The 25,447-nt window shown below is 50.2% G+C and carries 25 protein-coding genes; 15 read left to right on the top strand and 10 right to left on the bottom strand.

All coding sequences use genetic code 11. From position 1 onward, the window contains the following. Positions 1-15: 15 nt before the first annotated feature. Entirely contained in the window at positions 16-642 is a 627-nt protein-coding gene (locus AC5FX6_RS01885; RefSeq protein ID WP_493595331.1) for a histidine phosphatase family protein, read from the bottom strand. Positions 643-708: 66 nt separating this feature from the next. Here AC5FX6_RS01885 and AC5FX6_RS01880 point away from each other — a divergent pair, with 66 nt between their 5' ends. The 7 genes from AC5FX6_RS01880 (at position 709) to AC5FX6_RS01850 (ending at position 7,790) form a co-directional block, all read left to right on the top strand. Continuing rightward, entirely contained in the window at positions 709-1,119 is a 411-nt protein-coding gene (locus AC5FX6_RS01880; protein WP_493595330.1) for a hotdog fold thioesterase, read from the top strand. An 18-nt stretch (positions 1,120-1,137) separates the two neighbouring features. After that, complete coding sequence (locus AC5FX6_RS01875; protein WP_493595329.1) at positions 1,138-2,328, top strand: isochorismate synthase; 1,191 nt, start codon at positions 1,138-1,140, stop codon at positions 2,326-2,328. Between the two features lie 150 nt (positions 2,329-2,478). After that, positions 2,479-4,176: a 2-succinyl-5-enolpyruvyl-6-hydroxy-3-cyclohexene-1-carboxylic-acid synthase gene (menD, locus tag AC5FX6_RS01870; RefSeq protein ID WP_493595328.1), complete on the top strand. Its 1,698-nt coding sequence runs from the start codon at positions 2,479-2,481 to the stop codon at positions 4,174-4,176. A 190-nt stretch (positions 4,177-4,366) separates the two neighbouring features. Beyond that, positions 4,367-4,822: a DoxX family protein gene (locus AC5FX6_RS01865; protein ID WP_493595327.1), complete on the top strand. Its 456-nt coding sequence runs from the start codon at positions 4,367-4,369 to the stop codon at positions 4,820-4,822. Positions 4,823-5,259: 437 nt separating this feature from the next. Then, positions 5,260-6,372, top strand: a complete 1,113-nt coding sequence (locus AC5FX6_RS01860; protein ID WP_493595326.1) for an AMP-binding protein — start codon at positions 5,260-5,262, stop codon at positions 6,370-6,372. A 48-nt stretch (positions 6,373-6,420) separates the two neighbouring features. After that, a complete protein-coding gene (locus AC5FX6_RS01855) occupies positions 6,421-7,290 on the top strand; it encodes an SMP-30/gluconolactonase/LRE family protein (RefSeq protein WP_493595325.1) in 870 nt (289 codons plus the stop codon). A 104-nt stretch (positions 7,291-7,394) separates the two neighbouring features. Then, positions 7,395-7,790, top strand: a complete 396-nt coding sequence (locus AC5FX6_RS01850) for a hypothetical protein (RefSeq protein ID WP_493595324.1) — start codon at positions 7,395-7,397, stop codon at positions 7,788-7,790. Positions 7,791-7,870: 80 nt separating this feature from the next. On the opposite strand, the gene hutG is transcribed toward AC5FX6_RS01850, so the two are convergent. From hutG to hutU, 3 genes are all read right to left on the bottom strand, one after another. After that, the gene (gene hutG, locus AC5FX6_RS01845) at positions 7,871-8,845 is read right to left on the bottom strand and encodes a formimidoylglutamase (protein WP_493595323.1); all 975 of its coding nucleotides are present in this window, start codon (positions 8,843-8,845) and stop codon (positions 7,871-7,873) included. A gap of 304 nt (positions 8,846-9,149) precedes the next feature. Then, positions 9,150-10,394, bottom strand: a complete 1,245-nt coding sequence (gene hutI / locus AC5FX6_RS01840; RefSeq protein WP_493595322.1) for an imidazolonepropionase — start codon at positions 10,392-10,394, stop codon at positions 9,150-9,152. 171 nt (positions 10,395-10,565) lie between these two features. Beyond that, the gene (gene hutU / locus AC5FX6_RS01835; protein ID WP_493595321.1) at positions 10,566-12,278 is read right to left on the bottom strand and encodes a urocanate hydratase; all 1,713 of its coding nucleotides are present in this window, start codon (positions 12,276-12,278) and stop codon (positions 10,566-10,568) included. Between the two features lie 121 nt (positions 12,279-12,399). Between hutU and AC5FX6_RS01830 the strand changes: the two genes are divergently transcribed. After that, positions 12,400-13,029 carry a class I SAM-dependent methyltransferase gene (locus tag AC5FX6_RS01830; protein ID WP_493595320.1) on the top strand — a complete coding sequence of 210 codons (630 nt, stop codon included), beginning with the start codon at positions 12,400-12,402 and terminating at the stop codon, positions 13,027-13,029. On the opposite strand, the gene AC5FX6_RS01825 is transcribed toward AC5FX6_RS01830, so the two are convergent. Both AC5FX6_RS01825 and AC5FX6_RS01820 read right to left on the bottom strand, forming a co-directional pair. Continuing rightward, complete coding sequence (locus tag AC5FX6_RS01825; RefSeq protein WP_493595319.1) at positions 13,019-13,459, bottom strand: hypothetical protein; 441 nt, start codon at positions 13,457-13,459, stop codon at positions 13,019-13,021. The genes AC5FX6_RS01830 and AC5FX6_RS01825 overlap by 11 nt on opposite strands. Positions 13,460-13,676: 217 nt before the next feature. Beyond that, the gene (locus AC5FX6_RS01820; protein ID WP_493595318.1) at positions 13,677-15,548 is read right to left on the bottom strand and encodes a vWA domain-containing protein; all 1,872 of its coding nucleotides are present in this window, start codon (positions 15,546-15,548) and stop codon (positions 13,677-13,679) included. 99 nt (positions 15,549-15,647) lie between these two features. On the opposite strand from AC5FX6_RS01820, the gene AC5FX6_RS01815 reads away from it, so the two are divergent. The 3 genes from AC5FX6_RS01815 to AC5FX6_RS01805 are packed head-to-tail and all read left to right on the top strand — an operon-like array spanning position 15,648 to position 18,215. Beyond that, a complete protein-coding gene (locus tag AC5FX6_RS01815; protein WP_493595317.1) occupies positions 15,648-16,247 on the top strand; it encodes an RNA polymerase sigma factor in 600 nt (199 codons plus the stop codon). Next, positions 16,234-17,592, top strand: coding sequence for a carboxypeptidase-like regulatory domain-containing protein (locus tag AC5FX6_RS01810; protein WP_493595316.1), 1,359 nt, complete (start codon positions 16,234-16,236; stop codon positions 17,590-17,592). Before AC5FX6_RS01815 ends, AC5FX6_RS01810 begins: the two co-directional genes overlap by 14 nt. Further along, positions 17,589-18,215 (top strand): HD domain-containing protein, encoded by a 627-nt coding sequence (locus tag AC5FX6_RS01805; RefSeq protein WP_493595315.1) that lies wholly within the window; start codon positions 17,589-17,591, stop codon positions 18,213-18,215. Before AC5FX6_RS01810 ends, AC5FX6_RS01805 begins: the two co-directional genes overlap by 4 nt. A 125-nt stretch (positions 18,216-18,340) precedes the next feature. Here the strand turns inward: AC5FX6_RS01805 and AC5FX6_RS01800 are convergent, their stop codons facing one another. The 3 genes from AC5FX6_RS01800 to AC5FX6_RS01790 form a co-directional block, all read right to left on the bottom strand. Next, positions 18,341-19,384 carry an NAD(P)-dependent alcohol dehydrogenase gene (locus AC5FX6_RS01800; RefSeq protein WP_493595314.1) on the bottom strand — a complete coding sequence of 348 codons (1,044 nt, stop codon included), beginning with the start codon at positions 19,382-19,384 and terminating at the stop codon, positions 18,341-18,343. A gap of 180 nt (positions 19,385-19,564) precedes the next feature. Beyond that, on the bottom strand, positions 19,565-20,467 hold the full coding sequence (locus AC5FX6_RS01795) for an SMP-30/gluconolactonase/LRE family protein (protein WP_493595313.1): 903 nt from the start codon (positions 20,465-20,467) through the stop codon (positions 19,565-19,567). 84 nt (positions 20,468-20,551) lie between these two features. Continuing rightward, on the bottom strand, positions 20,552-21,076 hold the full coding sequence (locus AC5FX6_RS01790; RefSeq protein ID WP_493595312.1) for a c-type cytochrome: 525 nt from the start codon (positions 21,074-21,076) through the stop codon (positions 20,552-20,554). A gap of 191 nt (positions 21,077-21,267) precedes the next feature. On the opposite strand from AC5FX6_RS01790, the gene AC5FX6_RS01785 reads away from it, so the two are divergent. Further along, on the top strand, positions 21,268-23,703 hold the full coding sequence (locus tag AC5FX6_RS01785) for a zinc-dependent metalloprotease (protein ID WP_493595311.1): 2,436 nt from the start codon (positions 21,268-21,270) through the stop codon (positions 23,701-23,703). Between the two features lie 102 nt (positions 23,704-23,805). Beyond that, positions 23,806-24,219 carry an STAS/SEC14 domain-containing protein gene (locus tag AC5FX6_RS01780; protein ID WP_493595310.1) on the top strand — a complete coding sequence of 138 codons (414 nt, stop codon included), beginning with the start codon at positions 23,806-23,808 and terminating at the stop codon, positions 24,217-24,219. Positions 24,220-24,303: 84 nt separating this feature from the next. Here AC5FX6_RS01780 and AC5FX6_RS01775 read toward each other — a convergent pair whose 3' ends face one another. Beyond that, positions 24,304-24,564 carry a hypothetical protein gene (locus tag AC5FX6_RS01775; RefSeq protein WP_493595309.1) on the bottom strand — a complete coding sequence of 87 codons (261 nt, stop codon included), beginning with the start codon at positions 24,562-24,564 and terminating at the stop codon, positions 24,304-24,306. Between the two features lie 207 nt (positions 24,565-24,771). On the opposite strand from AC5FX6_RS01775, the gene AC5FX6_RS01770 reads away from it, so the two are divergent. Both AC5FX6_RS01770 and AC5FX6_RS01765 read left to right on the top strand, forming a co-directional pair. After that, positions 24,772-25,182 carry a hypothetical protein gene (locus AC5FX6_RS01770; RefSeq protein WP_493595308.1) on the top strand — a complete coding sequence of 137 codons (411 nt, stop codon included), beginning with the start codon at positions 24,772-24,774 and terminating at the stop codon, positions 25,180-25,182. Positions 25,183-25,189: 7 nt separating this feature from the next. After that, entirely contained in the window at positions 25,190-25,375 is a 186-nt protein-coding gene (locus tag AC5FX6_RS01765) for a hypothetical protein (RefSeq protein ID WP_493595307.1), read from the top strand. Positions 25,376-25,447 lie beyond the last annotated feature (72 nt).

Genomic DNA, 25,447 nt, shown 5'->3' with positions numbered 1-25,447 from the left:
GTTCAGGAGGCTAAATTATACCGCTACATCCTGCAAATGGGCCACGTCACAGTACTTCTTCACGGTAAACATACTACCCGTGTAATCCAGCTGGTAGAGGCACAGATTCTGGTGCTCAAACTGATCCATGCAACGCAGCGGGTAGCGCAGCAGCTGACTCAGCAAAATACGCATCGCACGGCCATGCATGCAGATCAGCACCGTTTCTTCTTCCGGCCGACTTAAGATCAGATCCACTACAGGTTTCTGCCGGGCCGCCACCAGATCGGGGCTTTCCCCTCCTTCTATGCACAGACTGGTCTCGCCCTCGTTCCAGGTCTGCAGCATGCGGTGATAGTAGGCATCTTCCTCGGGCGTAATGCGGGTGCCTTCCCTGGTGCCCCAGTTTATCTCGTTCAGCCCGGCATGGCGCTCGTGGGGTATACCTTTGTCAATAAAGCCCTGCACCGACTGTATGCTGCGCTGCAGTGTGGAGGTGTATACCTTATCGAAGGGAATGTCCTGATATTTCTTTAGGAATGCGGCTGCCTGTCTGCGGCCCAGGTCATTGAGCGACGCGTCCACGCCGCTGCCCTGCACGATGCCCTGCAGGTTAAAATCGGTCTGTCCGTGGCGGATCAGGTATATTTTCTTAATACTCAAAATTCTTCTACTTTTGCCTCTTTACTAATACCAGAATGCGAAGTTAGCATTCAAAGCCTATACAACATGGATTCTACGTTAGAAAAGCTGCAGGAGTGGAGTAAAAATACGATGGTGGAGCACCTCGGCATCGAGTTAACCTCATACAGAGAGGGCGTACTGATTGCTAAAATGCCAGTGGACCACCGCACCCACCAGCCCATGGGCCTACTGCATGGTGGTGCCTCTGTCGCCCTGGCCGAAACGCTGGGCAGCATTGGTGCAGCACTTTCAGTAGACCTGAGCCAGAAGGCATGTGTGGGGCTGGAGATCAACGCCAACCACATCCGGAGCGTGCGCGAAGGGTGGGTATATGGTGAGGCCAGCGCTTTGCACCAGGGCCGCAGCACCCAGGTATGGGAAATTAAAATCACCTCCGAGTCTGGCGATTTGATCTGCCTGAGCCGCATGACCGTGGCTATAATCGATAAGAAATAAGGGATGGAGGCAGCTGGCATGGCAGAAGCAAATACACAAGGCTATACCTTAGAACGAGTGCTGTCGGTGGCATTGCGCCAACAGCAGGCCATCGCTGTTTGGCGACTACCGCTGCAAACCGAAGTACAGGCCTGCATCTCCTTTGCTCCGCAGACCACCTCCGCTATACCTGAGTTGGAGCCCAGCCCGGCAGGATTCCTGTTCTGTCCTTTTGTAACGGAAGGATCTGAAGGCCATATCTTCCTGAAAGCTGATATAACCTATAGCTCCCTTAGCAAGCAGCTTAGCACCGCACCTGATGCATCTACTGAACAGGTCAAGCTTTTCAATGAGGTATTAACACAGCTTGAGGACGGAGCCAGAGTTACCTGGCCTATACCTGCCAACGTAGCACGCAACTCCGAACGCAATGAAGAGACCTTTATAGCTGCCGTAAGTTTGGCCGTGGACATGATCCGGGCGGAATCTATGGAAAAGGTTGTGCTGTCCCGAAGCAGTTCTTCCCCCCTTTCTGATGCCTTCAGTCTACACAAGGCCTTTGAGAAAATGCTTTCGGCCTATCCCAATGCCTTTGTCTCAATGGTAGCCATACCTGATGTAGGTACCTGGCTTGGGGCTTCTCCTGAGATATTGGTAAGTGTGGACCAGCAGCAAGTATTTAAGACGGTCGCATTAGCAGGGACGCAACCGCTTTGCGAAGACGGATCTACGGCTAATGCCATTTGGCGACAAAAAGAAATTGAAGAGCAAGGGATGGTAGAGCGATATATCCTGAGCTGTTTTAAAAAACTGCGTCTCCGTGAGTACTCTGAAGTGGGCCCACGCACTGTGATAGCGGGCAACCTGATGCATCTTCGCACCGACTTCAAGGTGGATTTAAAGGAAGTGGACTTCCCGACTTTGGGTACTGATATGTTGCGTCTACTACACCCAACCTCTGCCGTTTGCGGTTTGCCAAAAGAGCCAGCGCTGCGCTTTATACTTGATCACGAAGGGTATGAACGCAGCTATTACAGTGGCTTTTTAGGTCCTGTGAATAGCGAAGCCGGCACACACTTGTTTGTTAACCTACGCTGCATGCAGCTATTGCAAAAAGAAGCCGTACTATATGCGGGAGCCGGCATCACGGGCGAATCCTCCCCTGAAAAGGAATGGCAGGAAACACAGCACAAAATGCAAACGATGGGAAAAATTCTATCGGATTTTTAATTTTTGAATGCGTGCTGGAGTGAATCAAGAAATGGAGGATTAAAAAAACAATCATCAGTCAGATTTACTTGACCCTCACCAGAAGCCTTATTCAAGTTGAGTCAATCATTCAACTAATCTCTCATTCATCAATACACTAAAGCTCTCATTATGATTCTCCAGCCTGTTGTCAATATCGCCGAGATTTGTGCCCGTAAGGGAGTGAAAAATGTGGTTTTGTCTCCAGGGTCACGTTGTGCGCCACTGACCATTGCTTTTGCCCGGCATCCGAAGCTGACAGTACGCACCGTGAGTGATGAGCGGGCTGCGGCCTTCATTGCCCTCGGCATAGCCCAGACAACAGGGAACCCGACCGTGCTGGTTTGCACTTCAGGTACGGCAGCGCTTAATTATGCACCAGCTGTGGCAGAAGCTTATTTTCTACAGGTGCCCTTGCTGGTACTCACCGCCGACCGACCGCCAGAGTGGATTGACCAGCTGGATGGCCAGACGATCAGACAGCAACAGGTATACGGACAGCACATCAAGCGTAGTTTTGACTTTCCGGTGGCATTGGAGCATCCAGATGCCGTGTGGCACACGGAGCGACTGATGTCTGAAGCGCTGAATGAAACGATAGCTTACCCCGCCGGACCGGTGCACATAAACATACCGCTGCGGGAGCCCTTCTACCCTGCCGAAGGCGAGAAACTGCAGTTTGACTCCCATGTGAAGGTGATTGACGAAGACCACAGTGCATATGATTTAAATTCGATGCATGCCCTGAAATTGGAGCAGGAAATGCTCTATTATAAGCGGGTATTGATCGTGGCCGGGCAGGGAAATCATGAACCTAAGCTCTTACAAGCCCTTCAAACTTTTATGGGCTCTACAGGGGCTGTGGCCGTTGGTGACATCATCAGTAACACATTGCAGCTAAGTGGTGTGGTACGTCACCACGATGCCATACTGGCCTGTCCGGAGCCAGAGAAGATGCTGTCCTTACAGCCGGATCTGCTGATCACTTTTGGCAAATCGGTTATCTCAAAAAGTATAAAGTTATACCTGCGTCAGTACAAACCGAAGGCGCACTGGCACATACAACCTGCTGGTCACGTAGCCGACACATTCCAATCTTTAACCAAAATAATCCGCTGCTCCCCGGCTAGCTTTTTCCGCAGCATGGCTGGCAGTACCCGCGAAGACTCTGGCTATATTAAGGCTTGGGCAGGTATAGAGATCAAGGCTTCTCAATTCTTAAAGGACTTCACCTCCACAGCTCCCTACAGCGAATTGACCGCTATCAGCCGTGTGCTAAACAGTTTGCCACAGCAAAGCAATTTGCACCTCGCCAATAGCATGGCTGTGCGCTATGCCAATATATTGTCCCTACAGCCGGAACAGGATGTGCAGGTATACGCAAACCGCGGCACCAGCGGCATCGATGGCAGCAACAGCACCGCTGTTGGTTGTGCCTTAAGCAGCAAACGCATCACCACCCTGCTCACCGGTGATATGGCCTTCTTCTACGATCGCAACGGTCTTTGGCACAATTACCTGCCCGCCAATCTGCGTATTGTCATCATCAACAATCACGCGGGTGGCATTTTCCGATTAATTGACGGCCCGCGACGCCAGCCCGAATTAGAAGAATTCTTCGAAACCCGCCAGCAACTCGACGCACGCAATACCGCCCTTGACTTCGGCCTGAGATATACCGCCTGTCAGTCGCTGGAAGAATTAGAGCAAGCCCTAGCTGCTTTCTTCGCTCCTACTGCCGGCGCAGGAATACTCGAAATCTTTACAAACAGTAAAAGTAACGCAGCCGAGTTTGCGGCCTACAAGCAGGCCCTCCTGAAGGCTTTGTAAGGTATAGCGTTGAAGTTCAGGTTGAGGGCCCTTCTATTTAAAGGGCAATTTACCTCAGGTGTGCTTTATCTGCTTGCTACGCGAAAACCTCCCTACACCTACCACATATCCCCCACTTTATCATCCATTACACTGGATAATTCGTTTAAATAATTGTATACCAATTTTTTAAACCTTAAATCTTACAGCCATGAACTTAACGCAAGACATGCACCGGATCGAGCATTGGGCTGATGCACACCATCCGGTTTGGGTAGACTTTTTGCGCATGGCGCTGGGTATCTTTTTATTCGTGAAAGGTGTCATGTTTATCCAGGATACGGCAGCTCTGCAGAGCATCATGCGTAACAGCCAGTTTCAATGGGTGTCGTTTGGTATGGCGCATTATGTGGCGTTCGCACACCTGGTAGGTGGTCTGCTTATCGCGATGGGCCTGATCACACGAATTGCTATCCTCTTTCAAATCCCCATTTTGTTGGGTGCCGTGTTTTTCATTAATCCGCAACGGGGTTTTTACTCAGAGAACACCGAACTCTGGTCATCTGTTATTGTCCTGATTCTGCTGATAGTATTTCTGATTCTAGGCTCTGGTCGTCTATCTGTAGACAACCTGATCCGTAGGCCAGAAAGAGACATACTTTATTAGCGCGTGACATACGCTTCAGGTAAGCTGCTAACCCCTTGTTATCTCCTTCACTTCAAGAGAAGGAAAACAGGCAATCTATAGCCTTAATGTTTAGCTTTCAGCTAGATTACATTGGCTGACAAGCAAGTAAGTCTGGAAGCTGATCATGTCAATTGTAAGAGCCTGCTAAGAAAATGAATAGTGTCAGTGCCCCTCCGTTGAAATTATACCTACTCTTATTTAGGTCTTATACCTGATTCTCGTAATTTTGAGCAAAACTTACGGCGGCTATACCCATGCATACCCCATAAGCTATGGCCGGGCAGCCTGCAAGCTGCGTATAGGACAAACAATGAAACGAGCTGAAGGCTATACCCGTCAGGCTCCGGAAAGTATTATGATGAATAGGTAGCGAGGCAGTATTAAAGCTGTTCTCGCTTCAAACATAGAGACACCCCATGACGCAAAGGTTCCTGACCCTGAACGGCAATAAGTTCTATTATGACGAAATAGCAGCTTACTCTTTCCGCAATAGTATACCCCTCAACGGCTATGAGGCGAAAACCCTCGAGTTCTGCCGTGACTGGCTCAACGGAGTACAGGAGTTTCCAATTCAAACGTCCGGCTCTACCGGTACTCCTAAGTTGATCACACTGACTCGCCAGCAGATGGAGATCAGTGCACGACGCACCGTCAAGCTACTGGGATTAAAAGCACAGCAACATATGCTGGTGTGTCTTAACACGGAGTATATTGCCGGCATGATGATGCTGGTTCGCGGGCTCTTGACCGATATGCAAATAACAATTGTGGAGCCGGTGGGGAATCCGCTCACGCTTACGCCTGCGGATGAGACCTACCATTTCGCATCATTTGTGCCCATGCAGTTACAAACTATTTTGCAGGAAAACGGTGGTGCCGTCGAGCGTCTGGATAAAATGAAGGCGATCTTAGTCGGTGGTGCTCCGGTTAGTTTTACGCTGCAGCGTGAGCTACAAGGACTACAGGTGCCGGTATACCATACCTATGGCATGACCGAAACAGCTTCGCACATCGCCCTGCGCCTGCTCAATGGTCCTGACGCAGCTGACTACTACGAAACCCTTGATGGCGTAACGATAGGACAGGATAATCGGGGCTGCCTTACCATCACGGCTGATATCACCGACAGCGAAACGCTGGTGACCAATGACATCGTTGAGATCCTCACGCCTACCCGGTTCCGCTGGATAGGCCGTGCCGATAACACCATCAACACCGGTGGTGTGAAAGTTCAGACAGAGGTTGTGGAAGTGGCCGTTTCAGAAGCCCTTGCAGATCTCGAGACACCTCCGCGCTTTTTTGTAGCATCGCAACCAGACGAGCTGTTGGGTGAAAAAGTGATTCTGATATTGGAAGGTGATCAACTTCCCGAAGCGACAGAACAAGAGCTTATGGATAAAATGCGTGGCCTGCTGCGCAAATTCGAAATGCCCAAAGACATTTACTACAGCCCGGCTTTCTCTGAAACAGCTACCGGCAAACTGTCCCGTTTGCGCACCATGCAAAAGCTGGGATTGGAGACAGACTAAAACAGGTATGGCTGTATCGCGTAGTAGGGTAAAACAAAACAATTTACTATGCGACCATTATCCTACCTCAGTTTGATCCTATTAACAGCTTTCTCCCTTCAGAGCTGTAGCGGCGGACTTTTCTCTTCTAAAGCACCTGTTTCACTTACCGAAGCCTGGGCCACTGACAATTCTCTACGCACTCCAGAGTCTGTCATATTTGACCGTGAGCGCAACGTGCTCTACGTTTCCAATATCAATCAGGTAAGCAAAGACCGTAAAGACGGGGACGGCTTTATTTCACGCCTTAGCCCCAATGGCGAGATAGAACAGCTGTACTGGGTTTCAGGACTAAATGACCCTAAAGGATTGGCTTTGCACAATAATGTGCTTTACGTGGCGGACATGGACGAGATTGTAGCCATCGCCACTCAAACAGGAGCCGTGCTGGCCCGCCACAAGGCTGATAAGGCACAGATGCTCAACGACGTGACAGTTGACAATGCTGGTAACGTTTATGTATCAGATTCACAGCGAGGTGCTATATATCTGTTCCGGAATGGCCGCGTAAGCCATTGGCTGGATACCAAGCGTGAGCGACCAAACGGTTTGCTCTATGACAACAACCGCCTGATTGTAGCTTCCAACAATACCGGCAAAGTGCGCTTGCTGGATATTGAAAGACAGGATTTCACAGACTGGACTGATAAGATTCCATCAGCAGATGGAATAACACGGGTTGGCACAGATGGTACCTTGGTATCGAACTGGAACGGGGAGATTTACTATGTAGATATCAATGGCCGTAACTGGAAGATACTTGATACGAAGAACAGAAAAATGAACACAGCCGATATCTTCTATTCTGAAGAACAAGGACTGCTCTATATACCGACTTTTTATGACAACCGCGTAGTGGCTTACCGGGTCGCATTTTAAAAAAATTGCACTGATTTTTTTAAAATCATCATCCATCTGACAAAATCTGGCTCAGATTATGCATATACTCCGTACACGTATCGTACTGGAGATAAATTATGAAGATGAAACAAACATACCTGCTGGCTGGTGCACTGTTATTGGCCGGTTTCAGTGTTTCTGCGCAGAGAAGCTCAACACAGCTTCCACCTGCAGAGCAAAAGCAACTTGAAATAGCCAAAACGGACTCCCTTACCCGCATGGAAACACTATCGGGTATTTTTCTGAACCCCACTAAGAAAGGCACCTTTGTGCTGGACTTCAACCAGGTGCTAACTGAAAACGCACGGCTGGAAGTAAAAAACAAGGCTGGTAAAATAGTCTACAAGAAGCCAGTCAGCGTAGCCAAGAAAGAAACCGCCTGGCGCTTTGATCTGGGCAAATTAAGACCGGATACGTACCAGGTAGAAGTCATAACCCCCGACACGACCTATTGGACGAAGTTCAAAATCGGTCGGTAATACATTATTTTCTAACAAAAGCGCCCCGCTACAGATTCTGTGGCGGGGCGCTTTTGCTTACGGTATGAAATGAGGGCATCTTATACCTGGCTCCATTGCTGCACCACATGGTATAGCAGTGAAGCACCTAGTTTTGCCGTCCGGTTATCGATATCAAGTGCCGGGTTCAGCTCTACTACATCTAATGCCAGCATTTTGCCACTGCCGATGATCTCCTGCAGTAATATCAGCGCAATTTCCGGATGTATACCCAGTGCAGCCGGTGCACTTACACCCGGCGCGTAGGCAGCGGCAAATACATCCAGGTCTATGCTCACGTAAAGCACGTCCACCAGTGCCATAAACTGCTGCAGTTTTTCTCGAAGGGCTTCATAGTTGTATACCTGCATGGCGGGTGCAAATACGTAATCAGCGCCATAGTCCTTGGCCGTATTGAAGAGCTTTTGGGTATTGCCATACTGCTGTATACCGAGGCACAGGTAATTGAATTCCCGGTTATCGGCCAACAGGTCATCGGCTATCTGCAGGAAAGGAGAACCCGAGCTAGGTTGTTTTTCATAGCTGCGCAGGTCAAAGTGGGCGTCAAAGTTGATGACCCCAAGCTGCTTATCCTGCGGCAGCAACTGTTTTATACCTAGGTAATGTCCATAGGCTGTTTCGTGCCCACCGCCCAGCACAATGGTTTTATAGGTATGTGCAAGCAGAGCGTGCACCTTTTTGCCCAGCTGTTTCTGCGCTTCCTCCAGGTTCTGGTTGGTACAGTACACATCCCCTGCATCAAACAGAGCCGTATCATCTTCCAGATGCCATGCAAACGAGGCCATGGCCTGCCGCAAAGCGGCCGGACCCGCTACAGCCCCTTCTCTTCCCTGGTTGCGGCGCACGCCTTCGTCGCAGGAAAAACCCAGTAACGCAATGGCCTGTTCTGCCGCTGCAGACTCCACCTCATCACTCAGATTGAGGAATTGTATACCTTGGTGCCAGCGCTTTCCTTCCTCACCGTCCGAAGCGTCTACTCTGCCTTTCCAGGTGCCGGGTTCTGTGGGTTTATACATGGGTTTTATTGTTGATGGTGGAATTGTTAAATTGTTAGTTTAGGAACGATGGCATCCTCTAATCTGTCTTTGGGGACAGGACTCTTACATACTCACTTCTTACTTTTTTTGTCATCCTGCTAGGATCTTGGTAGCGGGTAGCATCAGCCTAACCTACGGGGGTAGAAGTCCTCTTTTTCAACCAAGTTTTATACAAAAAGACAAAAAGTTTTGAGTCTGTCTTAAAAGAACTTAACGCACTAGCCTTTGAAAGAGACTCGGTCTACACAAGAATCACTCTTAAAAGTAGTAGTCTGTATTATGATTACACCTCCTTGCCCTGCTTCCATACCTGCGTTGGCTTAAGCTTACCTTGCTGGTAGAGGATTTCTCTATAATTATCAATTGGAAAAGCAATCATGTCGGCTAGCTTGCCTTTCTCGATTGTACCCCGGTCATTCAGGTTGAGGGCCTTGGCGGCACGGGTCGTGATGCCGGCCAGCGTTTCGGCGGTGGTAAGTTTTTCGGCCGCTCCGAGCAAAGCGGCTTGCAGCAATAAATCACCCATTGGTGCAGAACCGGGATTCCAGTCGGTTGCGATGGCGAGGCAAAGGCCTCCGTCGAGCATTTTGCGGGCGGGAGCATAGTGCATACCTAGGCCAAGTGATGCGCCCGGCAATACAGTTGCCACCACACCGGCTGCCCGCATCAAAGCTATTTCCTCTTCGCCGCTGGCCTCCAGATGGTCTGCGCTGATCGCACCGGCTTCAGCGGCGATCCGGCTGCCACCCGTGCTGAACTGATCGGCGTGCACCGTAATATCAAAACCCATCTCTTTGGCAGCCTGTAAGTACTCCAGCGAATCCTCCTCGTTAAAAGCCGTGTCTTCAATGAAAATGTCCACCCGATTAGCGAGTCCCTGTTCCTTTATCTGGGGCAGCAGTTCGGTCACAACTTCCTGCAAGTATAGCCGCGAGTCGGTGTGCTCGGGTGGGCGCATGTGCGCGGCCAGACAGGTAGGTATGAGTTCCAGCGCATGGTGTTTGTTCACGAGTTGAATCGCCTCCAGCATTTTCAGTTCATCTTCCGTGCACAGCCCATAGCCGCTTTTTACTTCGCAAGTGGTCACGCCTTCCGCTAAATGACGGTTGCAGCGCTTTTTAAGCAAATCCACGAGCTCTACTAAACTGGCTTCGCGGGTTTTGCGCACACTGTCCAGTATACCGCCACCGTTGCGGGCTATCTCCAAGTAGGTTTTTCCGGCAACGCGCATGGCATAGTCATTGGCGCGGGAACCTGCAAAACAGATGTGGGTATGGGAGTCGATCAGGCCGGGCAATAGTACCATGGGCTCAGCTATTTTCTGCAAGGTATAGTCCTTCTCCTGCGCAATTTTCAAAAGCTTGTCGTATTGCTCTACCAGTACAATATACCCATCATACACCAGCACCCCTGCATTTTCGAGCACCACCAATTCTTCATCAGCAATTGGCCCCGCTTCCGGTAGTCCGGCCATGGTCACGACCTGTTTAAAAGGCCCAATTAGGGTATGGTTATGATCCTGTCTCATAGTTTTAAACTGTTGTCTGTTATACCTGCTCAAGCCTCTATTTCAAACGTTATAAAAACGATTTTTAAAAGGTGAAATCGTAATTGATGCTCAATAAAGCTTGCTTCCCAGGTATAGGAAATGATACGAAAAAATGCCCTCCCCTGTAATTAGGAGAGGGCAGGAATAGTGTTACAAGTTCAAGCCAAACTTCTCAGCGTTGGCCTGAGCGGTTTCGTAACCGGCGTCGGCGTGGCGGAAGATGCCCATGGCCGGGTCGTTGTGCAGCACGCGGCTCAGGCAACGTTCGGCACGCTCGGTGCCGTCTGCCAGTATCACCATACCGGCATGCTGCGAGTAGCCTATACCTACACCGCCGCCGTGGTGGAACGACACCCACGTAGCACCGCCAGCTGTGTTGGACATCAGGTTGAGCAACGGCCAGTCAGACACGGCATCAGAACCGTCCAGCATACCTTCCGTTTCACGGTATGGCGAAGCCACAGAGCCGCAGTCGAGGTGGTCGCGTCCGATCACAATCGGTGCTTTCACTTTGCCGTCGCGCACGAGTTGGTTGAACATGAGTCCGGCTTTTTCGCGCTCGCCCATACCCAGCCAGCATATACGGCACGGCAGTCCCTGGAAAGCTACTTTTTCCTCAGCTTCATCCAGCCACTTGATCATGTGCGTGTTATCCGGGAAGAGTTCTTTGAGAGCAGCATCAGTCACCTTGATATCCTCCGGATCGCCTGAAAGAGCGGCCCAGCGGAAAGGTCCTTTGCCCTCGCAAAAAAGCGGACGCATATATTCCGGCACAAAACCCGGTATGTTGAAAGCATTCGGTTCACCACCCTGCTGCGCAAACTCGCGCAGGTTGTTGCCATAGTCAAAGGTACGGCTGCCGCGACGCTGCAGCTCCAGCATAAAGCCCACGTGACGGGCCATACTCTTGAGCGAGCGGGCTTTGTACTCCTGCGGGTTACTTTCGCGCAAGGCCTTGGCCTCTTCCAGCGTCAATCCGTTCGGCACATAGCCGTTGATTGGGTCGTGGGCAGAAGTCTGGTCGGTGAGGATTTCCGGAGTAATGTTATCTTGAATCAATTTCTCCAGCACGTCGCCTATGTCGCCCACCAAGCCAATAGAGATGGCCTCGCCCTTTTCTTTGGCTTCGAGCGCCCAGCGCTTGGCCTCTTCGTAGTCGTAGGTCATCTTGTCGATATAGCGGGTATCGAGGCGCTTTTTGATGCGCTCCGGGTCTATATCCACACCCAGAAACGTAGCACCGGCAATGGTAGCGGCCAGTGGCTGCGCACCGCCCATACCGCCGAGTCCGCCCGTAACGAGCAGTTTGTGGCGCAGGTCATCATTAAAGTGGATTCTGCCGCAGGCTGCGAAGGTCTCGTAGGTACCCTGCAAAATGCCTTGTGTACCGATATAGATCCAGCTGCCGGCCGTCATCTGCCCGTACATCATCAGGCCACGGGCACGCAGTTCGTTAAAGTGCTCCCACGTCGCCCAATGGGGCACGAGGTTGGAGTTGGCGATCAGCACACGCGGCGCCTCGGCATGCGTGCGCACTTTGCCCACCGGCTTACCCGACTGAACCAGCAAACTTTCGTCTACCTCCAGATTGAGCAGCACTTCGATGATCTTCTGGGCATCGGCCACGGTACGGGCGGCCTGCCCGATACCACCGTATACCACCAGTCGGCTCGGGTCCTCGGCCACTTCGTCTGTCAGGTTGTTAAGGAACATGCGCAGGGCTGCCTCACACTGCCAGTTTTTGGCATTCAACTCAGGACCGGTTGGCGGAATATAAGTCGGATGGTTGGCGTATTTCTGGATAAACTCGCTCACAGACAGACCAGAGCGTTTCACAGTTTCAGTTGTAGTTGCGTTATTCATGGGGGCTATAGTCGATTATTGCTGTTCAATATTCTTAAAAAAAGAGCAAAAAGGATAGAAAAATCATGCTTAATTTCAGCCTTTCACACCTTGTTGCACCCTTGTCTGAACAACAGTAGCTATGTTTCATATTCCCCTCACTTCTCTCCGCGCCCAGTTCGGCGACATCGACATCTACCTTTTCGACCAATTGCTGAAAGGTCGCATCCATAAAGACATGCAATTGCTGGACGCCGGTTGTGGTATAGGTCGAAACATCGCTTACCTGATGCAAGCGGGCGTCCAGGTATACGGTGCTGATATTTCGGCGGAAGCGATTGAAAAAACACGAAGGCTGGCGTCAGTGCTGGCTCCTACCCTACCAGCCAGGAATTTCGTTGTTTCTGATCTGGATGCACTGCCTTTTGAGGCTGGCAAGTTTGACGTGGTGATTTGCAGTGCCGTGCTGCATTTTGCCCGAAGCGAGGAACATTTCAAAGGCATCGTGCGGGAGTTATGGCGAGTACTTAAACCCGGCGGCATGCTCTTCGCTCGTTTTAGTACTACCATCGGGCTGGAAGGGAAGTTGCAGCAGGTGGAGGGCCGGTTTTATCGGATGCCGCACGGTCCGGTTTGGTTTCTGGCGGATGAAGAACTGGTGTTTGAAGTGGAGGAAGGGTTAGGTATGGAAAGATTAGAGCCATTAAAAACGGTACTGGTAGAGCAAGCACGGGCGATGACGACGTGGGTAGTGTCGCGCTCTAACGCTTAGTAAGCTCCCATCGGGCAGCTGCTAATTTAGGAGTTACTTTTTTCCCTGGAACCCCATTGTAACTGACCGACTCTACCTGCCGCCAACCATTTCTTTTAGATCCTAGCACTACATGCAGTGTATCCACATCTTCTCCTACTTGTAGGTAAAAGTCGTTTATACCCTTTAAACTTTTAGGCACTACATTGATAACCTCTAACAGAACGTCTGAATCATCATACTTTGAAATATATCGTTCCAACGGGACTTTCTTGCCGTTTTCGATATAATAAAAGGCAACTGAATCCTCCCCGTTTACTTGAAGGTAACTACTCCCATCCTGTGTATTGACGACTGTTAAAAAAGGTTCAGGACCGGGGTTGCAACACTCAATCGGTTCACAGGCAGTTAATGCAACTGTACCTATCAGAAGAAGAGCCAAGCGTTTCATAGGTGCGGGTTAAGTGAGTGGATATGTGAATATACTATATTCTTTATTTAATTGTTTTTTTTGAAATTTTTATACTGTTTAATTAAATTAATCCCTTGAAACAGATCTCAAGAGATCGATAAAAATAAGGTGAAGAATGTTACTAATTCTTATCTGCCACAATAATAAAGGGGGAAGAGCAATGACTCCTCCCCTCTTCCATAACCAAAATTACTAACTACCTCCCATCACTCAACAACCCCATCGACTTCACCAGATTGACAAACTCAATCCGATACCCCTCTTCATCTTTCCCACGGGCATTCTTGGCAAGTTCCAACACCATCGGGTATGAGGCATTGCCTTTGAACTCAGAGTCACGAAGCAGCATGCCACAGGCAGCCACGGCGGCTGAGAAACGGAAGTTGTCGGAGGTTTGGGCAGCAGGTATAGCCTGACTGCTAACCGTTGTGGTCATTAACCTGCTTGTTTCACCATCCGGTTCTTTGTAGCGCAGCTTCATTGTGAGCATTTCGTCCGTTCGATTGGCTTTCGGATCGATGCTTGTCTTCTGGTACTTGAGATCATCTACAATTCCTGCCTGCGATTCAGACGAAGTCCCTACCGGCACAATTTCGTAAAGCGCGGTGACGGTATGGCCGGAGCCCATGTCGCCGGCGTCTTTCTTGTCGTCGTTAAACTCCTCGTTAGCCAGTGCGCGGTTTTCATAACCGATCAGACGGTAGGCTTTTACTTTGGCCGGATTAAACTCCAATTGCAGTTTTACGTCTTTGGCGATGGTAAAGAGCGTGCCGCCGAATTCATTTACAAACACTTTCTGCGCTTCCCGGATGTTGTCGATGTAGGCGTAGTTGCCATTTCCTTTATTGGCAAGTTGCTCCATGCGAGAGTCTTTCAGATTGCCGGTACCAAACCCCAATACTGTCAGGGAAACACCCGTCTCGCGCTTTTTCTCGATCAGCCGTTGCAGTTCGCTGTCGCTGCTCACCCCCACATTGAAGTCACCGTCAGATGCAAGGATCACGCGGTTGTTGCCGCCTTTCATAAAGTTCTCTTCAGCTACTTTGTAAGCCAGATTAATACCGGCACCACCGGCCGTAGAACCGCCTGCCTCAAGCTGATCCAAAGCCGCAATGATCTTCTTCTTTTCTTTACCGGAAGTGGATGGCAATACCAGCCCTGCCGCGCCGGCATATACCACCATCGACACCTGATCCTGCGGACGAAGTTCCTCCACCAGTAACTTCAGACCTGCTTTCACGAGTGGCAGTTTATCAGGTGAGAACATCGAACCCGACACGTCGATCAGGAAAACCAGATTGGAAGGCGGGAGCTGGTCGGTAGGTACACGTTTACCCTGCAGACCGATGTGCAGCAATTGGTTGTCTTTGTTCCAAGGGCAGGCTGACAGTTCCGTCGTTACAGAGAACGGTACATCACCGCTTGGCTGAGGATAATCATAGTTGAAATAGTTGACCATTTCCTCGATGCGTACAGCATCGGCTGGTGGTCGCTGGCCCTGATTCAGGAAGCGGCGCACATTACTGTAAGAGGCATTATCGACGTCAATGGAAAAAGTGGAAAGCGGATTTTTCTGCGCGTCTAAAAAGGAGTTCTCCTTGATGAAGTCATAGTTTTCGGTATTGTGAACCATCGGAGCAGCATCGAAAACCGGCGCAGGGACATATCCCATGTTTTCCGTGGCTCTTCTGCCTGAAAAAACACCAGCTACTTTTCCAGCCAAACTTCTCTGTGTACCATACCCTATTACGACCACTTCAGTCAACTGTCGGCTATCTACTTGCAATTTGACGTCCAGCACAATGCGCTTGCCTACTTTTACCTCCTGTGTCATATAGCCGATGAAGCGAAACACCAGCACGGCGTTATTGTCAGGTATAGACAGACTATACTTGCCATGTTGGTCAGTGGCGGCTCCTGTGGTAGTACCTTTTACCGTAATGCTCACGCCGGGTAGCGGATTGCCAGCATTGGCGTCAGTTACGGTGCCTGTGATGGTGCGGCTTTGCGCGGTTGCAGTCAGCCCGAACAGTAGCAGGGCGAGTAGCAGGAAGAGATTCTTTTTCATGGCTTTTATGTTTTGGTTTCTGACATGATGCCACCTCCACAGGCTTTCCATAAAAATTTCAGAATATTTTTCTTTTCTTTAGAATCTCAAGTCCGCCACATGCTCCCATTCTTCATCAAGCTCTTCACCAACGCCAAGCCGCCTCCTGACGATCAGGAGTTGGTGCGCCTCTACAAGGAGACGGGCGATCTGGAGCATTTGGGAGAACTATTTCAGCGGCACTCCAAGCTGGTATACCTTGTCTGCCAGAAATACCTGCAGGACCCCGAAGAAAGTAAAGACGCCACCATGCAGCTCTTTGAACACGTTTCGAAAGCGCTACTGCAGCACGAGGTCAGCAATTTCAAGAGTTGGCTGCACGTGACCACCCGCAACTTCTGCCTGATGCAGCTGCGGGCCAACAAGCACAAAAACGCGGTACCGCTCTCAGATAATGTCCCGCCTTTTATGGAAACGGCAGAGCCCCTGCATCCTACTGACGCAGAGGAATCAGAGAAAATGGAACAGGCTTTGCACGCGGCTCTGAAGGAGCTACCATCGCAGCAGCGGGAGTGCGTCGAGCTGTTTTACCTGCAGCAAAAAAGTTACAAAGAGATCAGCGCCCTGACAGGCTGCGAACTGAATAAAGTGAAAAGCTACATCCAGAACGGAAAGCGAAACCTGAAAATCATCATGGAGAAAAACCATGCAGCCAGATAATCGACATATACTTTGGGAACGGGGCGATCACCCTTCCGTGGAACTGCTGGAGCAGTACCAGGAAGGCACTTTGCCCGAAGCCTTGCACCACCAGCTGGAGCGCCACTTGCTGGACTGTGACCTATGCTCGGATGTGCTGGAAGGACTGGCTGTGTCGGACGCTTCCCAGACTGAAAGTCATGTGCGGGACATCAACCGCCGCATTGCAGCCAAAAGTCGCCGCCAGAAGCGCAAGCCGGTGCCTTTATACCTGACCGACTGGAAAGTCGCCGCTGCTTTGGCCATGGTACTGCTCTCTACGATCGTGGTATTCTATTACAACTACCAACAAGTGAGCGAACAGCAAGGTATAACCACCCGGCAGGAAAAAGCGATTCAGGAAGCGATGAACAAGGTTGAAAATTCCGCTCCGGCTGTACCTGAAAGCGTAGCGGATGCCAAACCGGACACAGTTCGCCAAAGCACCATCGTGGCTGTTACAAAACCAAGAAGGCTACGTAGCCCACGTGCTCGAACGGGTCAGCCTGTTCGGGCAGAAGAAGGTTTATTAGCAGAAGAGGTGGAAGTTGAAATAGATCTAGCTGATCTGACAGAGTCTATACCTGAGCAAATCGTGACAGCACAGCCTCAGAAGCTAGCCGAGGTCACAGTACCACCTACTCCGCAGCGCAACACGTTCCAGCCGGAAAGCACCTCTATAGCCAAGGCCTTGCAAGGAAAAGTGGCAGGTGTGCAGGTGCAACGCAATAAGCAGCTCGGCCCAAATCAGGTGCAGGGCCAAGTGATAGATCAGGATGGTACTCCGCTGCCGGGGGTTTCAGTAGTTGTGAAAGGTACTACCCAGGGCGTAGCGACCGATGCGCAAGGCAATTTCGTGCTGACCTTGCCAGATGAAAAGGCGACACTGGTTTTCCGCTATATCGGATATGAGACAAAAGAAAAAGGTGTTTATGCGGGCGCAAGTCCTATCTCCATGGATTTGCAGGCGGATAACCGTGCTTTGAGTGAAGTGGTGGTGACGGGCTATGGCACAAGTACTTCGAACTCTGCTCCTGTTGTCGCGGCTATACCTGCTGCAGGCTATAAAGCATACCGACAATACCTTGCCGAGCACCTGCGCTATACCTCCGATATGCCGAAAGGACGTGTGGTGATCCGGGCAACGGTGACGACTAGTGGCGCACTGGAAAATCTGGAAGTGCTGCGGGGACTTTGCGAGAGCTGCGACGGCGAAGCCATGCGACTCGTCTCACAAGGCCCGAAATGGCAACCAGCCACACAAAATGGCCTTAAGGTCGAGCAGAAAGTAAGGATTGTCGTACGCTTCAGACCAGAGAAACGATGAAAACCACTGTAAGATCAGCGTGGGAGGACCTCTGCCAACGCTATACCGCAGATAAGCAGCTGGTGGAGCAGCTTTGGCATGAACTGGAAAAAGGCTATACAGCGAAGGACAGGCATTACCATAACCTCGAACACATCGCCTACATGCTGGAGTTGGCAAACAGGTATAAGCAAAGTCAGGAGCAGCACGACCTCCTGCTTTTCGCCATTTTTTACCACGACATCGTGTATAAAGCAACACGTTCTGATAACGAAGAGCAAAGTGCAGCTCTCGCCATAGAACGGTTGCTCAATCTGGGTCTTACAGAAGATGACTTAAATACAGTGAAAAGCATGATCCTTGCGACCAAGTCACATCAGGCTCATGCTGAAAATATGATCAACTTGCTGATCGACTTAGACCTTGCCATACTGGGAGCAGACAAAGGACACTATGACAGGTATAGAGAAGGAGTGCGGAAAGAGTACAGCATCTATCCTGACCTGCTCTATAAGCCGGGCAGACGCAAGGTGCTGGAGCATTTTTTAGCGCAACCACATATCTACAAAACACCAGCTTTTCAAGAGGCATTCGAGGGCAATGCCAGAGCCAATTTGCTGAGGGAGTTGAGGACTATAGCGTAAATTGAAACAACTGTCTCGCTAAGGTGTCATCTCGACGTTAGGAGAGATCTGGATTAATCTAATGCCTGAGCAATATTTCAGATTTCTCCTATCGTCAAAATGACATAAACTATTGGTTCAGGATTTTACAACGTCGCCATATCGATCACAAAGCGGTACTTCACATCACTGCGGAGCATACGTTCATAGGCTTCATTGATGTCTTCCATCTTGATCAACTCAATATCTGCTGTGATATCGTGCTCAGCGCAAAAGTCCAGCATTTCCTGTGTTTCAGGTATACCACCAATCATAGAACCCACCAGTCGCTTGCGGCGGGCGATCAGACTGAAACCGGCCACTGTCGAAGGCTCCGGCGGCGCTCCCAGCAGAATCATCGTGCCATCTCGCTTGAGCATCGACAGGTATAGGTTATAGTCATGCGGGGCAGAAACTGTGTCGATGATAAAGTCGAACGAGTTGCGCAATTGCTTGAGGGTAGCTTCGTCTTTTGTCACGGCAAAATTGTGAGCGCCAAGGTCCAGTGCATCCTGCTTTTTGCTAGGCGATGTACTCAGCACGGTCACGTCAGCACCTCTAGCGGCAGCGATCTTCACAGCCATGTGGCCCAGTCCGCCAAGGCCGACTATACCGACGCGGTGCCCCTTCCCGATCTTCCACTGCATGATAGGCGAATAAGTAGTGATGCCAGCGCAAAGCAAGGGAGCCGATTTGGCCAGGTCCAGCTTCTCCGGCACCTTCAAGGTATAGTTTTCATCCACTACGATCTGGCTGGAGTAGCCGCCGTAGGTGATTGTTTTCTTATCCAGTTCGTAGCTATTGTAAGTGCCTACGTTGTGCACTTCGCAGTACTGCTCCAGCCCCTCTTTGCAGCTGTCACAGGTGCGGCAGGAGTCCACAAAACAGCCTACCCCGGCAAGGTCTCCCTCTTTAAACTTCTTTACTTTAGAACCGACTTTGCTCACTACGCCCACAATTTCGTGGCCGGGCACCATCGGGTACATGGCACCGCCCCACTCGTCGCGGATCTGGTGCAGGTCAGAGTGGCATACACCACAGTATTTTATATCGATCAGCACGTCATGCTCTCCTACTTCGCGGCGGTCCAGATTGAAGGGCCCAAGCGGATTGGTAGGATCGAATGCGGCATATGCTTTTGCTGGAATCATAATCTATAATTAAAGTTAATTTAAAAAAAAGTGCTGCATCTCTAATTAAAGAAATGCTTTTCAAAGTTGCATCATCAGGTATAGGTGCAAGGATAGGATCTTGCTTGAATGGCTATACCTTAAGCGGTAGTACCTCTTTTTTAAAGGCTAACACAAGCAAGTTCTGGATCAACTTAAACTCTACAAACGACTTAAGAAAAAGTTCGCAGGTACGCCTTTCGCATCGGGCTTTATGGCAAATACACCTCCGCTCAGCGGATACTCGTGCAACTGGTCATTATCGAGGCCATCGCGGGCGGTAGTGATATAGAGCGTATCAAGGCGTTCACCGCCAAAGGCGCAGGAAGTAGTATGCGGGGCCGGCACTTTCACTTTCATCAGCATCTCCCCTGTTTCCGGATCCCAGCAGCCAACTCCGCCCCCGCCATAGAGCGCGATCCAGAGTCTTCCTTTTTCATCTATGGTCATTCCATCAGGCTTGCCTTCGTGCTCAGGTATAGCGATCACATCCCGCTCTTTCCGGATAGTTCCAGCTTCGTGGTCGTAAGCAAAAAGCTGCACCTTACGGGTAGGCGTGTCGACAAAATACATATGCTCCTTGTCTGCCGTCCAGACCAGGCCATTGGAAACGCTCAGGTTGTCCAGCACCTGCGCCATCTGCCCGTCATGCTCCATGCAGTAGAGCGCCGCAGCCCCCTCCCGAGAGTCCAGTGCCATCGTCCCCACCCAGAACCTGCCAGCCGGATCACATTTTCCATCATTGAACCGGATATCGTCCTGCTTGATCGGATTGGCAACAGCCGTCAAGTCACCTGTCTCAGTGTTGATGAAATGCACGCCATTCTGCAGAGCAACCAAGGCACCGCCATTTACGATCGGTACTACCGTGCCTACCCGCTCACCAACCGGCCAAGCGGTGTCCTCATCAGTAGTGGGGTCAAATAAGTGTAGTTCGCGGCCCTCTATGTCCACCCAGTACAGGCGCTTTTCGGCCGGATGCCAGATGGCGCCCTCCCCCAATGTAGCTTTGGCGTCGAGCACCAGTTCCGCATCCAGTTCACTGTAATTTTTGGCTCTGCTCATAGTGTTGTGACTTGCTCAGGTTGAGGTAAAAAATAAGCTGTCCCCATACCTGTACAGGTACTCAAGACAGCTCTAATAATTCAGTTATTTGCGGAGTGAAAGGATGTAGCGTGACATCTCTTTTGCTTCTGCTTCGCTATGGTTCGGGTGCGGAGGCATCGGGATCTGTCCCCAAACACCGGCTCCACCCTTTATGATCTTGCCAGCCAAATAGCTTACGTTCTTATCATTGAACTCATACTTCTGCGCCACATCTTCATAAGAAGGGCCGACTACTTTCTGATCTACTTTGTGACAGGCCAGGCAGTCAGATCCTGCAATCAGCTTCTCGCCTTTGGCATACTGTCCAGCAAGGGCCTCCTGCTGTGGAGCAGTACCATCCGTGGTTCCCGGACCTGTTGGTGTGCCGGCCAGAGTAGTCTGTACCTCCTCTGTGGCAGCGTTGTCAGGTGGCGTAGTGGCCGGACGTGGCGGTTGCGCACGTGATGCTACTGCCGTGGTGTCGGGTTGATAGTCACTTTCGTAGTAGCGTTCATATTCGGATTTTTGTTCATTGCCACAGGCTGAAAGGAGCGCGAAGGCTGAGATGGCTATCAGTATCTTTTTCATAGTAATAGTTTTTGTTTGTTCTTGTTCGTGCTCTGAGAGCACCCAGAAAGTATGTACTGACCTGAGCACTTAAAGTTTTACGTTTCAAAACTGTGTATCTCTCTATGCAGTCCCTACTATATTTTCGGGTTTCTATTCTTGAAATGTGTAACTTAAGCGTGTATACACCACATCACCCTATACCTGATACTATGACATTGACTTTTAGAAACCTGTTGCTGCTGTGCTTGCTTCTACCTTTACTAGCTCTTGGGAGTGCCGTTGCCCAAACGCTACCTGGCATCTCTTCCAAAACGTCCGGCATGAAAAAACACACTGGTTTTTTCACCTATTACTGGGACGAGCAAAACGGAAAGATATGGCTGGAGATCGACAAGTTTGAACATGACTTTCTGTATGTGAACTCCCTTCCGGGCGGACTCGGCTCCAACGACATCGGACTCGATCGCGGTCAACTGGGTGGCCAGCGCATAGTAGCATTCAAAAGAGTCGGCCCTAAGGTCATGCTCGTTCAGCCTAACCTGCGTTATAGAGCCATTACTGATAATAAAAACGAAGCGCGTGCCGTGGAGGAGTCTTTTGCCCAGTCTGTGATCTGGGGATTCAAAGCCGAAGCTGCCGATGGACAGCGGGTGCTGGTAGACGCCACTGATTTTCTATTGCGCGATGCCCATGATGTGATCGGCAGCTTCCGGCGCTCCAATCAGGGCACTTATCGCCTCGATGCCAGCCGCTCAGCGCTCTACCTGCCGCGCACCAAAAACTTCCCAAAGAACACGGAGTTTGAGTCGACCCTTACCTTCACGAGCGAAAACGGAGGCAATATCGTGCGCAGCGTCGCTCCCGATGAACAGGCAGTTACCCTGCGCCAACACCATTCGTTTATCGAACTGCCAGACAATAACTATAACCCGCGTGAAGCTGATCCGCGAGCCGGTTATTTTGGCATCTCTTATTTTGATTATGCCACACCAGTAAACGAGAACATTGAAAAGCGCTACATCGCCCGCCACCGTTTGCAGAAGAAAAATCCTTCGGCTAAAGTATCTGAAGCAGTAAAACCGATTGTGTATTATGTGGATAATGGCGCACCGGAGCCAATCCGCTCTGCCCTGTTGGACGGAGCCCGCTGGTGGAACCAGGCATTTGAGGCTGCCGGGTATCAAAATGCATTCCGGGTAGAGGTACTTCCTGACACTGCCGATCCGATGGACGTGCGCTATAACATGATCCAGTGGGTGCACCGCAGTACCCGCGGCTGGTCATACGGTGCATCTGTCATCGATCCGCGTACCGGCGAGATCATCAAAGGTCATGTGTCACTGGGTTCTTTGCGTGTGCGGCAGGATTACCTGATCGCTGAAGGTTTGTTAACTCCTTATGAAACTGGTAAGCCTGAGAACAAGGCTTTGATGGATATGGCACTGGCACGCATCCGGCAATTATCAGCCCATGAACTGGGTCATACGCTAGGCATTATGCATAATTATGACGCCAATAACAATGCCTCCGTCATGGACTACCCCCACCCGCAGGTGCAGCTGGATAGAGCCGGCAACATCGACATCAGCAAGGCCTACGGCACAGGTATAGGGGAATGGGATAAATTAGCCGTGACCTATGGCTACCAGGACTTCGCGAAAGGAACGGATGAAAAGAAGGCGCTGGATGAACTGCTGGCACAAGGCCGCGCAAAGGGTCTGACTTTTATCACAGATTCAGACGCCCGTGCTCCCGGAGGAGCTCATCCCACTGCTCACCTATGGGACAACGGCACCAATGCTTCGGACGAACTAATGCGGGTACTTGATGTGCGTCGTAAGGCCCTTCAAAATTTCTCTGAAAAGAACATAAAGTCCAATGCGCCGATGAGTACCCTGGAGGATGTACTGGTACCTATTTACAATTTCCACCGCTACCAGACCGAGGCAGCTGCTAAACTGATCGGCGGCATGCGCTATACCTATGCGATGCGCGGTGATAAGCAGGTAGTGACAGAAGTTGTAGACAAGAGGGAGCAGCAGAAAGCCCTCGACGCCATGCTTCGTACTATTTCACCGGAGGTGCTTACATTGCCAGAAAACATCATTAACCTGATACCACCACGTGCGCCTGGTCTTGGCAACAACCGGGAGCTGTTCTCCAAAAGAACTGGTCTCACCTTCGATCCACTGTCCGCCGCCGAGGCATCCGCAGGATTTTCTCTGTCTTTTTTGCTGCACCCCGAGCGGGCTTCCCGATTAGTGGAGTTTGGCGCACGTCATAATACACTCAGTCTGCAGGATGTCACGAACCAATTGATTGAGCAGACCTGGAAAAGCAGACGACTAAATGGCCTTGCAGCACAGGTACAGCTACAAACTGAGCAACAGGTATTGACGCATCTGATGGCTTTGGCACAGGACCAAAGCGCTTCTTACCAGGCACGTGCTGTAGCCACCAGCGCACTGGCTGCTATCAAACAACATGCGAACAGCCAGGCCAAGCGCACACGCGATACAGGTTACAAAGCACATCTGGATTTTGCCCTGGCACGTATGGAGAAGCCTGAGGAAGTGAAACCAACCAAAGTGATCAACCTCCCTCCTGGTGCGCCTATCGGTAATGGCCTGTTCGGCTGTGACTAATTTCGCTGTCCGTATATGATAAGGTTTTTTGTTTTTTGAGAATTGAGCGAGTGATGATAATTTTGAAGCCTGATCAAGTGATAACAAATACTTAAGCGATCGATGAAGCGTGAACTAAGAAACCCATTTGGCCGTGTATACCTCACCATAGAAGTGGACTCTCAAAACAGGTGGGTACATGTGAACTGGATGGGCTATCTAACCGAGGAGAACATTAAAACAGGAGCACAAGCTTATACCGAAGCGGTAGCTGAGGCAGGTTTTAACTGTGTGCTCAACGACACCCGTCTGATAATAGGTGGATGGGATCATTCGCTCAATTGGGTGCTCAACGACTGGAGCCCACGAGCAGCCAAAGCAGGAATTCAGTACTTTGCCATGATCACGACTCCTGAGACGTTTGCCGAGTCAACCGCCTCTAATTTTTATAGCAAGCTAAAGGCATTTACAGCCAAAGTGTTTGAAGATAAGAGTTCTGCTGAAGAATGGCTCAGACAGTATTCCCTCAAAAAATAGACGCTCTATTCTGACATAAGAAATCCCATCTGTTGCAAGGCTATACCTGCTACAGATGGGATTTGTGTTTGTAGGCTTCTCTGGCTATAAACGGTCGATCAACTGCCGGATATCGACATCATTAGCATAAGGCTCTAGCACCGCTAGTGCATCGACCGTTCGCTTGAATGTACTCACGACCTCGGCCTCAGCACCTGTCCATACCTCAACAAAGGTATGCCCCCAGGTATACAACAGTATAGTATACCCGTTTACCTGGCGTCTCGCGATGAGCGTGCCTTCTTTTTTTAGGGCTTCCCGCTGGCTCCGGTAAGGGAGCCTTTCGAACATGGAGTATTCCAACATAATATAATCTTGCGATCGGAGTAATGCCTATATAAGGCTGGCCGGGCTAAAATGGTTTCAAACTTGAAGTGCTCAGCTAACCCTGAGCGTCCCATCTAAAATTAAGCCCCACATAATCAACCAGTTCTTTACTTAAAGATAATCTACCAAATCGTATCTCTGAAAAAATATTTGTAGATTTGGTACAGCCATTTCTAATATCACTGTATGCTTTTACACCGCGACGGCTTAATCGAGCTTAACTATGATGCCGCCACAGACATCCTCTCAGTCAGTTGGCCCGACATTGACAGCTATACCAGTTCCCAACTCACGTATGCTTTCGAGAAGCTCAAGGAGGTGATTACGTTTTATGACATCAAGAAGCTACTGATAGACTCCCGTTTCAACCAGGTGAAGGTAGAAGAAGAAACCTACTCTAAGCTGATCAGACAACTGTACTACAGTCTCCGCAATACCCGCCTGGAGATGACAGCACGCCTCGGTTCCCTGAATAGGGAGCGAGAAGAGAAGGCAAAGCAGCATGCAAGTAAACTGATAGATGAATTGAAACCCACTTTTGCTTTCAGAAACTTTGAAGACGCAGGTATGGCCCTGCAGTGGCTGAAAGTAGGTTGATAGTAGTATGGAATATACTTATCTCGGCGATAAGCTTTCCCGGTTGCTGCAGAGCCGCTATGTCGGCAAAAGGTGTAAGGCTGTCAGGTACCAGGAGAAGTGCATCAGGGGGCGCAACGCCAATATGCTCGTTGAGTTTGAGGACGGAGATTTGGTAGTTGTACCTGCCCGCATGCTGCGTAAGATCAAGTAACCACTTCCTGTAACAGATTCTCCCATCATCTCTAGTAACTTCATTTTTTCTTAGACACCTATAATCAAGTTC

The sequence above is a fragment of the Pontibacter sp. LHS2 genome, from assembly GCF_058932845.1.
The sequence above is the reverse complement of the archived record's forward strand: the minus strand, read 5'-3'. Positions and strand labels throughout refer to the sequence as shown.

What these genes read in the sequence shown, in the direction of transcription:
- AC5FX6_RS01880 (WP_493595330.1), top strand. Translation starts at nt 709, where the DNA reads ATGGATTCTACGTTAGAAAAGCTGCAGGAGTGGAGTAAAAATACGATG.
- AC5FX6_RS01875 (WP_493595329.1), top strand. Translation starts at nt 1,138, where the DNA reads ATGGCAGAAGCAAATACACAAGGCTATACCTTAGAACGAGTGCTGTCG.
- menD (WP_493595328.1), top strand. Translation starts at nt 2,479, where the DNA reads ATGATTCTCCAGCCTGTTGTCAATATCGCCGAGATTTGTGCCCGTAAG.
- AC5FX6_RS01865 (WP_493595327.1), top strand. Translation starts at nt 4,367, where the DNA reads ATGAACTTAACGCAAGACATGCACCGGATCGAGCATTGGGCTGATGCA.
- AC5FX6_RS01860 (WP_493595326.1), top strand. Translation starts at nt 5,260, where the DNA reads ATGACGCAAAGGTTCCTGACCCTGAACGGCAATAAGTTCTATTATGAC.
- AC5FX6_RS01855 (WP_493595325.1), top strand. Translation starts at nt 6,421, where the DNA reads ATGCGACCATTATCCTACCTCAGTTTGATCCTATTAACAGCTTTCTCC.
- AC5FX6_RS01850 (WP_493595324.1), top strand. Translation starts at nt 7,395, where the DNA reads ATGAAACAAACATACCTGCTGGCTGGTGCACTGTTATTGGCCGGTTTC.
- hutG (WP_493595323.1), bottom strand. Translation starts at nt 8,845, where the DNA reads ATGTATAAACCCACAGAACCCGGCACCTGGAAAGGCAGAGTAGACGCT.
- hutI (WP_493595322.1), bottom strand. Translation starts at nt 10,394, where the DNA reads ATGAGACAGGATCATAACCATACCCTAATTGGGCCTTTTAAACAGGTC.
- hutU (WP_493595321.1), bottom strand. Translation starts at nt 12,278, where the DNA reads ATGAATAACGCAACTACAACTGAAACTGTGAAACGCTCTGGTCTGTCT.
- AC5FX6_RS01830 (WP_493595320.1), top strand. Translation starts at nt 12,400, where the DNA reads ATGTTTCATATTCCCCTCACTTCTCTCCGCGCCCAGTTCGGCGACATC.
- AC5FX6_RS01825 (WP_493595319.1), bottom strand. Translation starts at nt 13,459, where the DNA reads ATGAAACGCTTGGCTCTTCTTCTGATAGGTACAGTTGCATTAACTGCC.
- AC5FX6_RS01820 (WP_493595318.1), bottom strand. Translation starts at nt 15,548, where the DNA reads ATGAAAAAGAATCTCTTCCTGCTACTCGCCCTGCTACTGTTCGGGCTG.
- AC5FX6_RS01815 (WP_493595317.1), top strand. Translation starts at nt 15,648, where the DNA reads ATGCTCCCATTCTTCATCAAGCTCTTCACCAACGCCAAGCCGCCTCCT.
- AC5FX6_RS01810 (WP_493595316.1), top strand. Translation starts at nt 16,234, where the DNA reads ATGCAGCCAGATAATCGACATATACTTTGGGAACGGGGCGATCACCCT.
- AC5FX6_RS01805 (WP_493595315.1), top strand. Translation starts at nt 17,589, where the DNA reads ATGAAAACCACTGTAAGATCAGCGTGGGAGGACCTCTGCCAACGCTAT.
- AC5FX6_RS01800 (WP_493595314.1), bottom strand. Translation starts at nt 19,384, where the DNA reads ATGATTCCAGCAAAAGCATATGCCGCATTCGATCCTACCAATCCGCTT.
- AC5FX6_RS01795 (WP_493595313.1), bottom strand. Translation starts at nt 20,467, where the DNA reads ATGAGCAGAGCCAAAAATTACAGTGAACTGGATGCGGAACTGGTGCTC.
- AC5FX6_RS01790 (WP_493595312.1), bottom strand. Translation starts at nt 21,076, where the DNA reads ATGAAAAAGATACTGATAGCCATCTCAGCCTTCGCGCTCCTTTCAGCC.
- AC5FX6_RS01785 (WP_493595311.1), top strand. Translation starts at nt 21,268, where the DNA reads ATGACATTGACTTTTAGAAACCTGTTGCTGCTGTGCTTGCTTCTACCT.
- AC5FX6_RS01780 (WP_493595310.1), top strand. Translation starts at nt 23,806, where the DNA reads ATGAAGCGTGAACTAAGAAACCCATTTGGCCGTGTATACCTCACCATA.
- AC5FX6_RS01775 (WP_493595309.1), bottom strand. Translation starts at nt 24,564, where the DNA reads ATGTTGGAATACTCCATGTTCGAAAGGCTCCCTTACCGGAGCCAGCGG.
- AC5FX6_RS01770 (WP_493595308.1), top strand. Translation starts at nt 24,772, where the DNA reads ATGCTTTTACACCGCGACGGCTTAATCGAGCTTAACTATGATGCCGCC.
- AC5FX6_RS01765 (WP_493595307.1), top strand. Translation starts at nt 25,190, where the DNA reads ATGGAATATACTTATCTCGGCGATAAGCTTTCCCGGTTGCTGCAGAGC.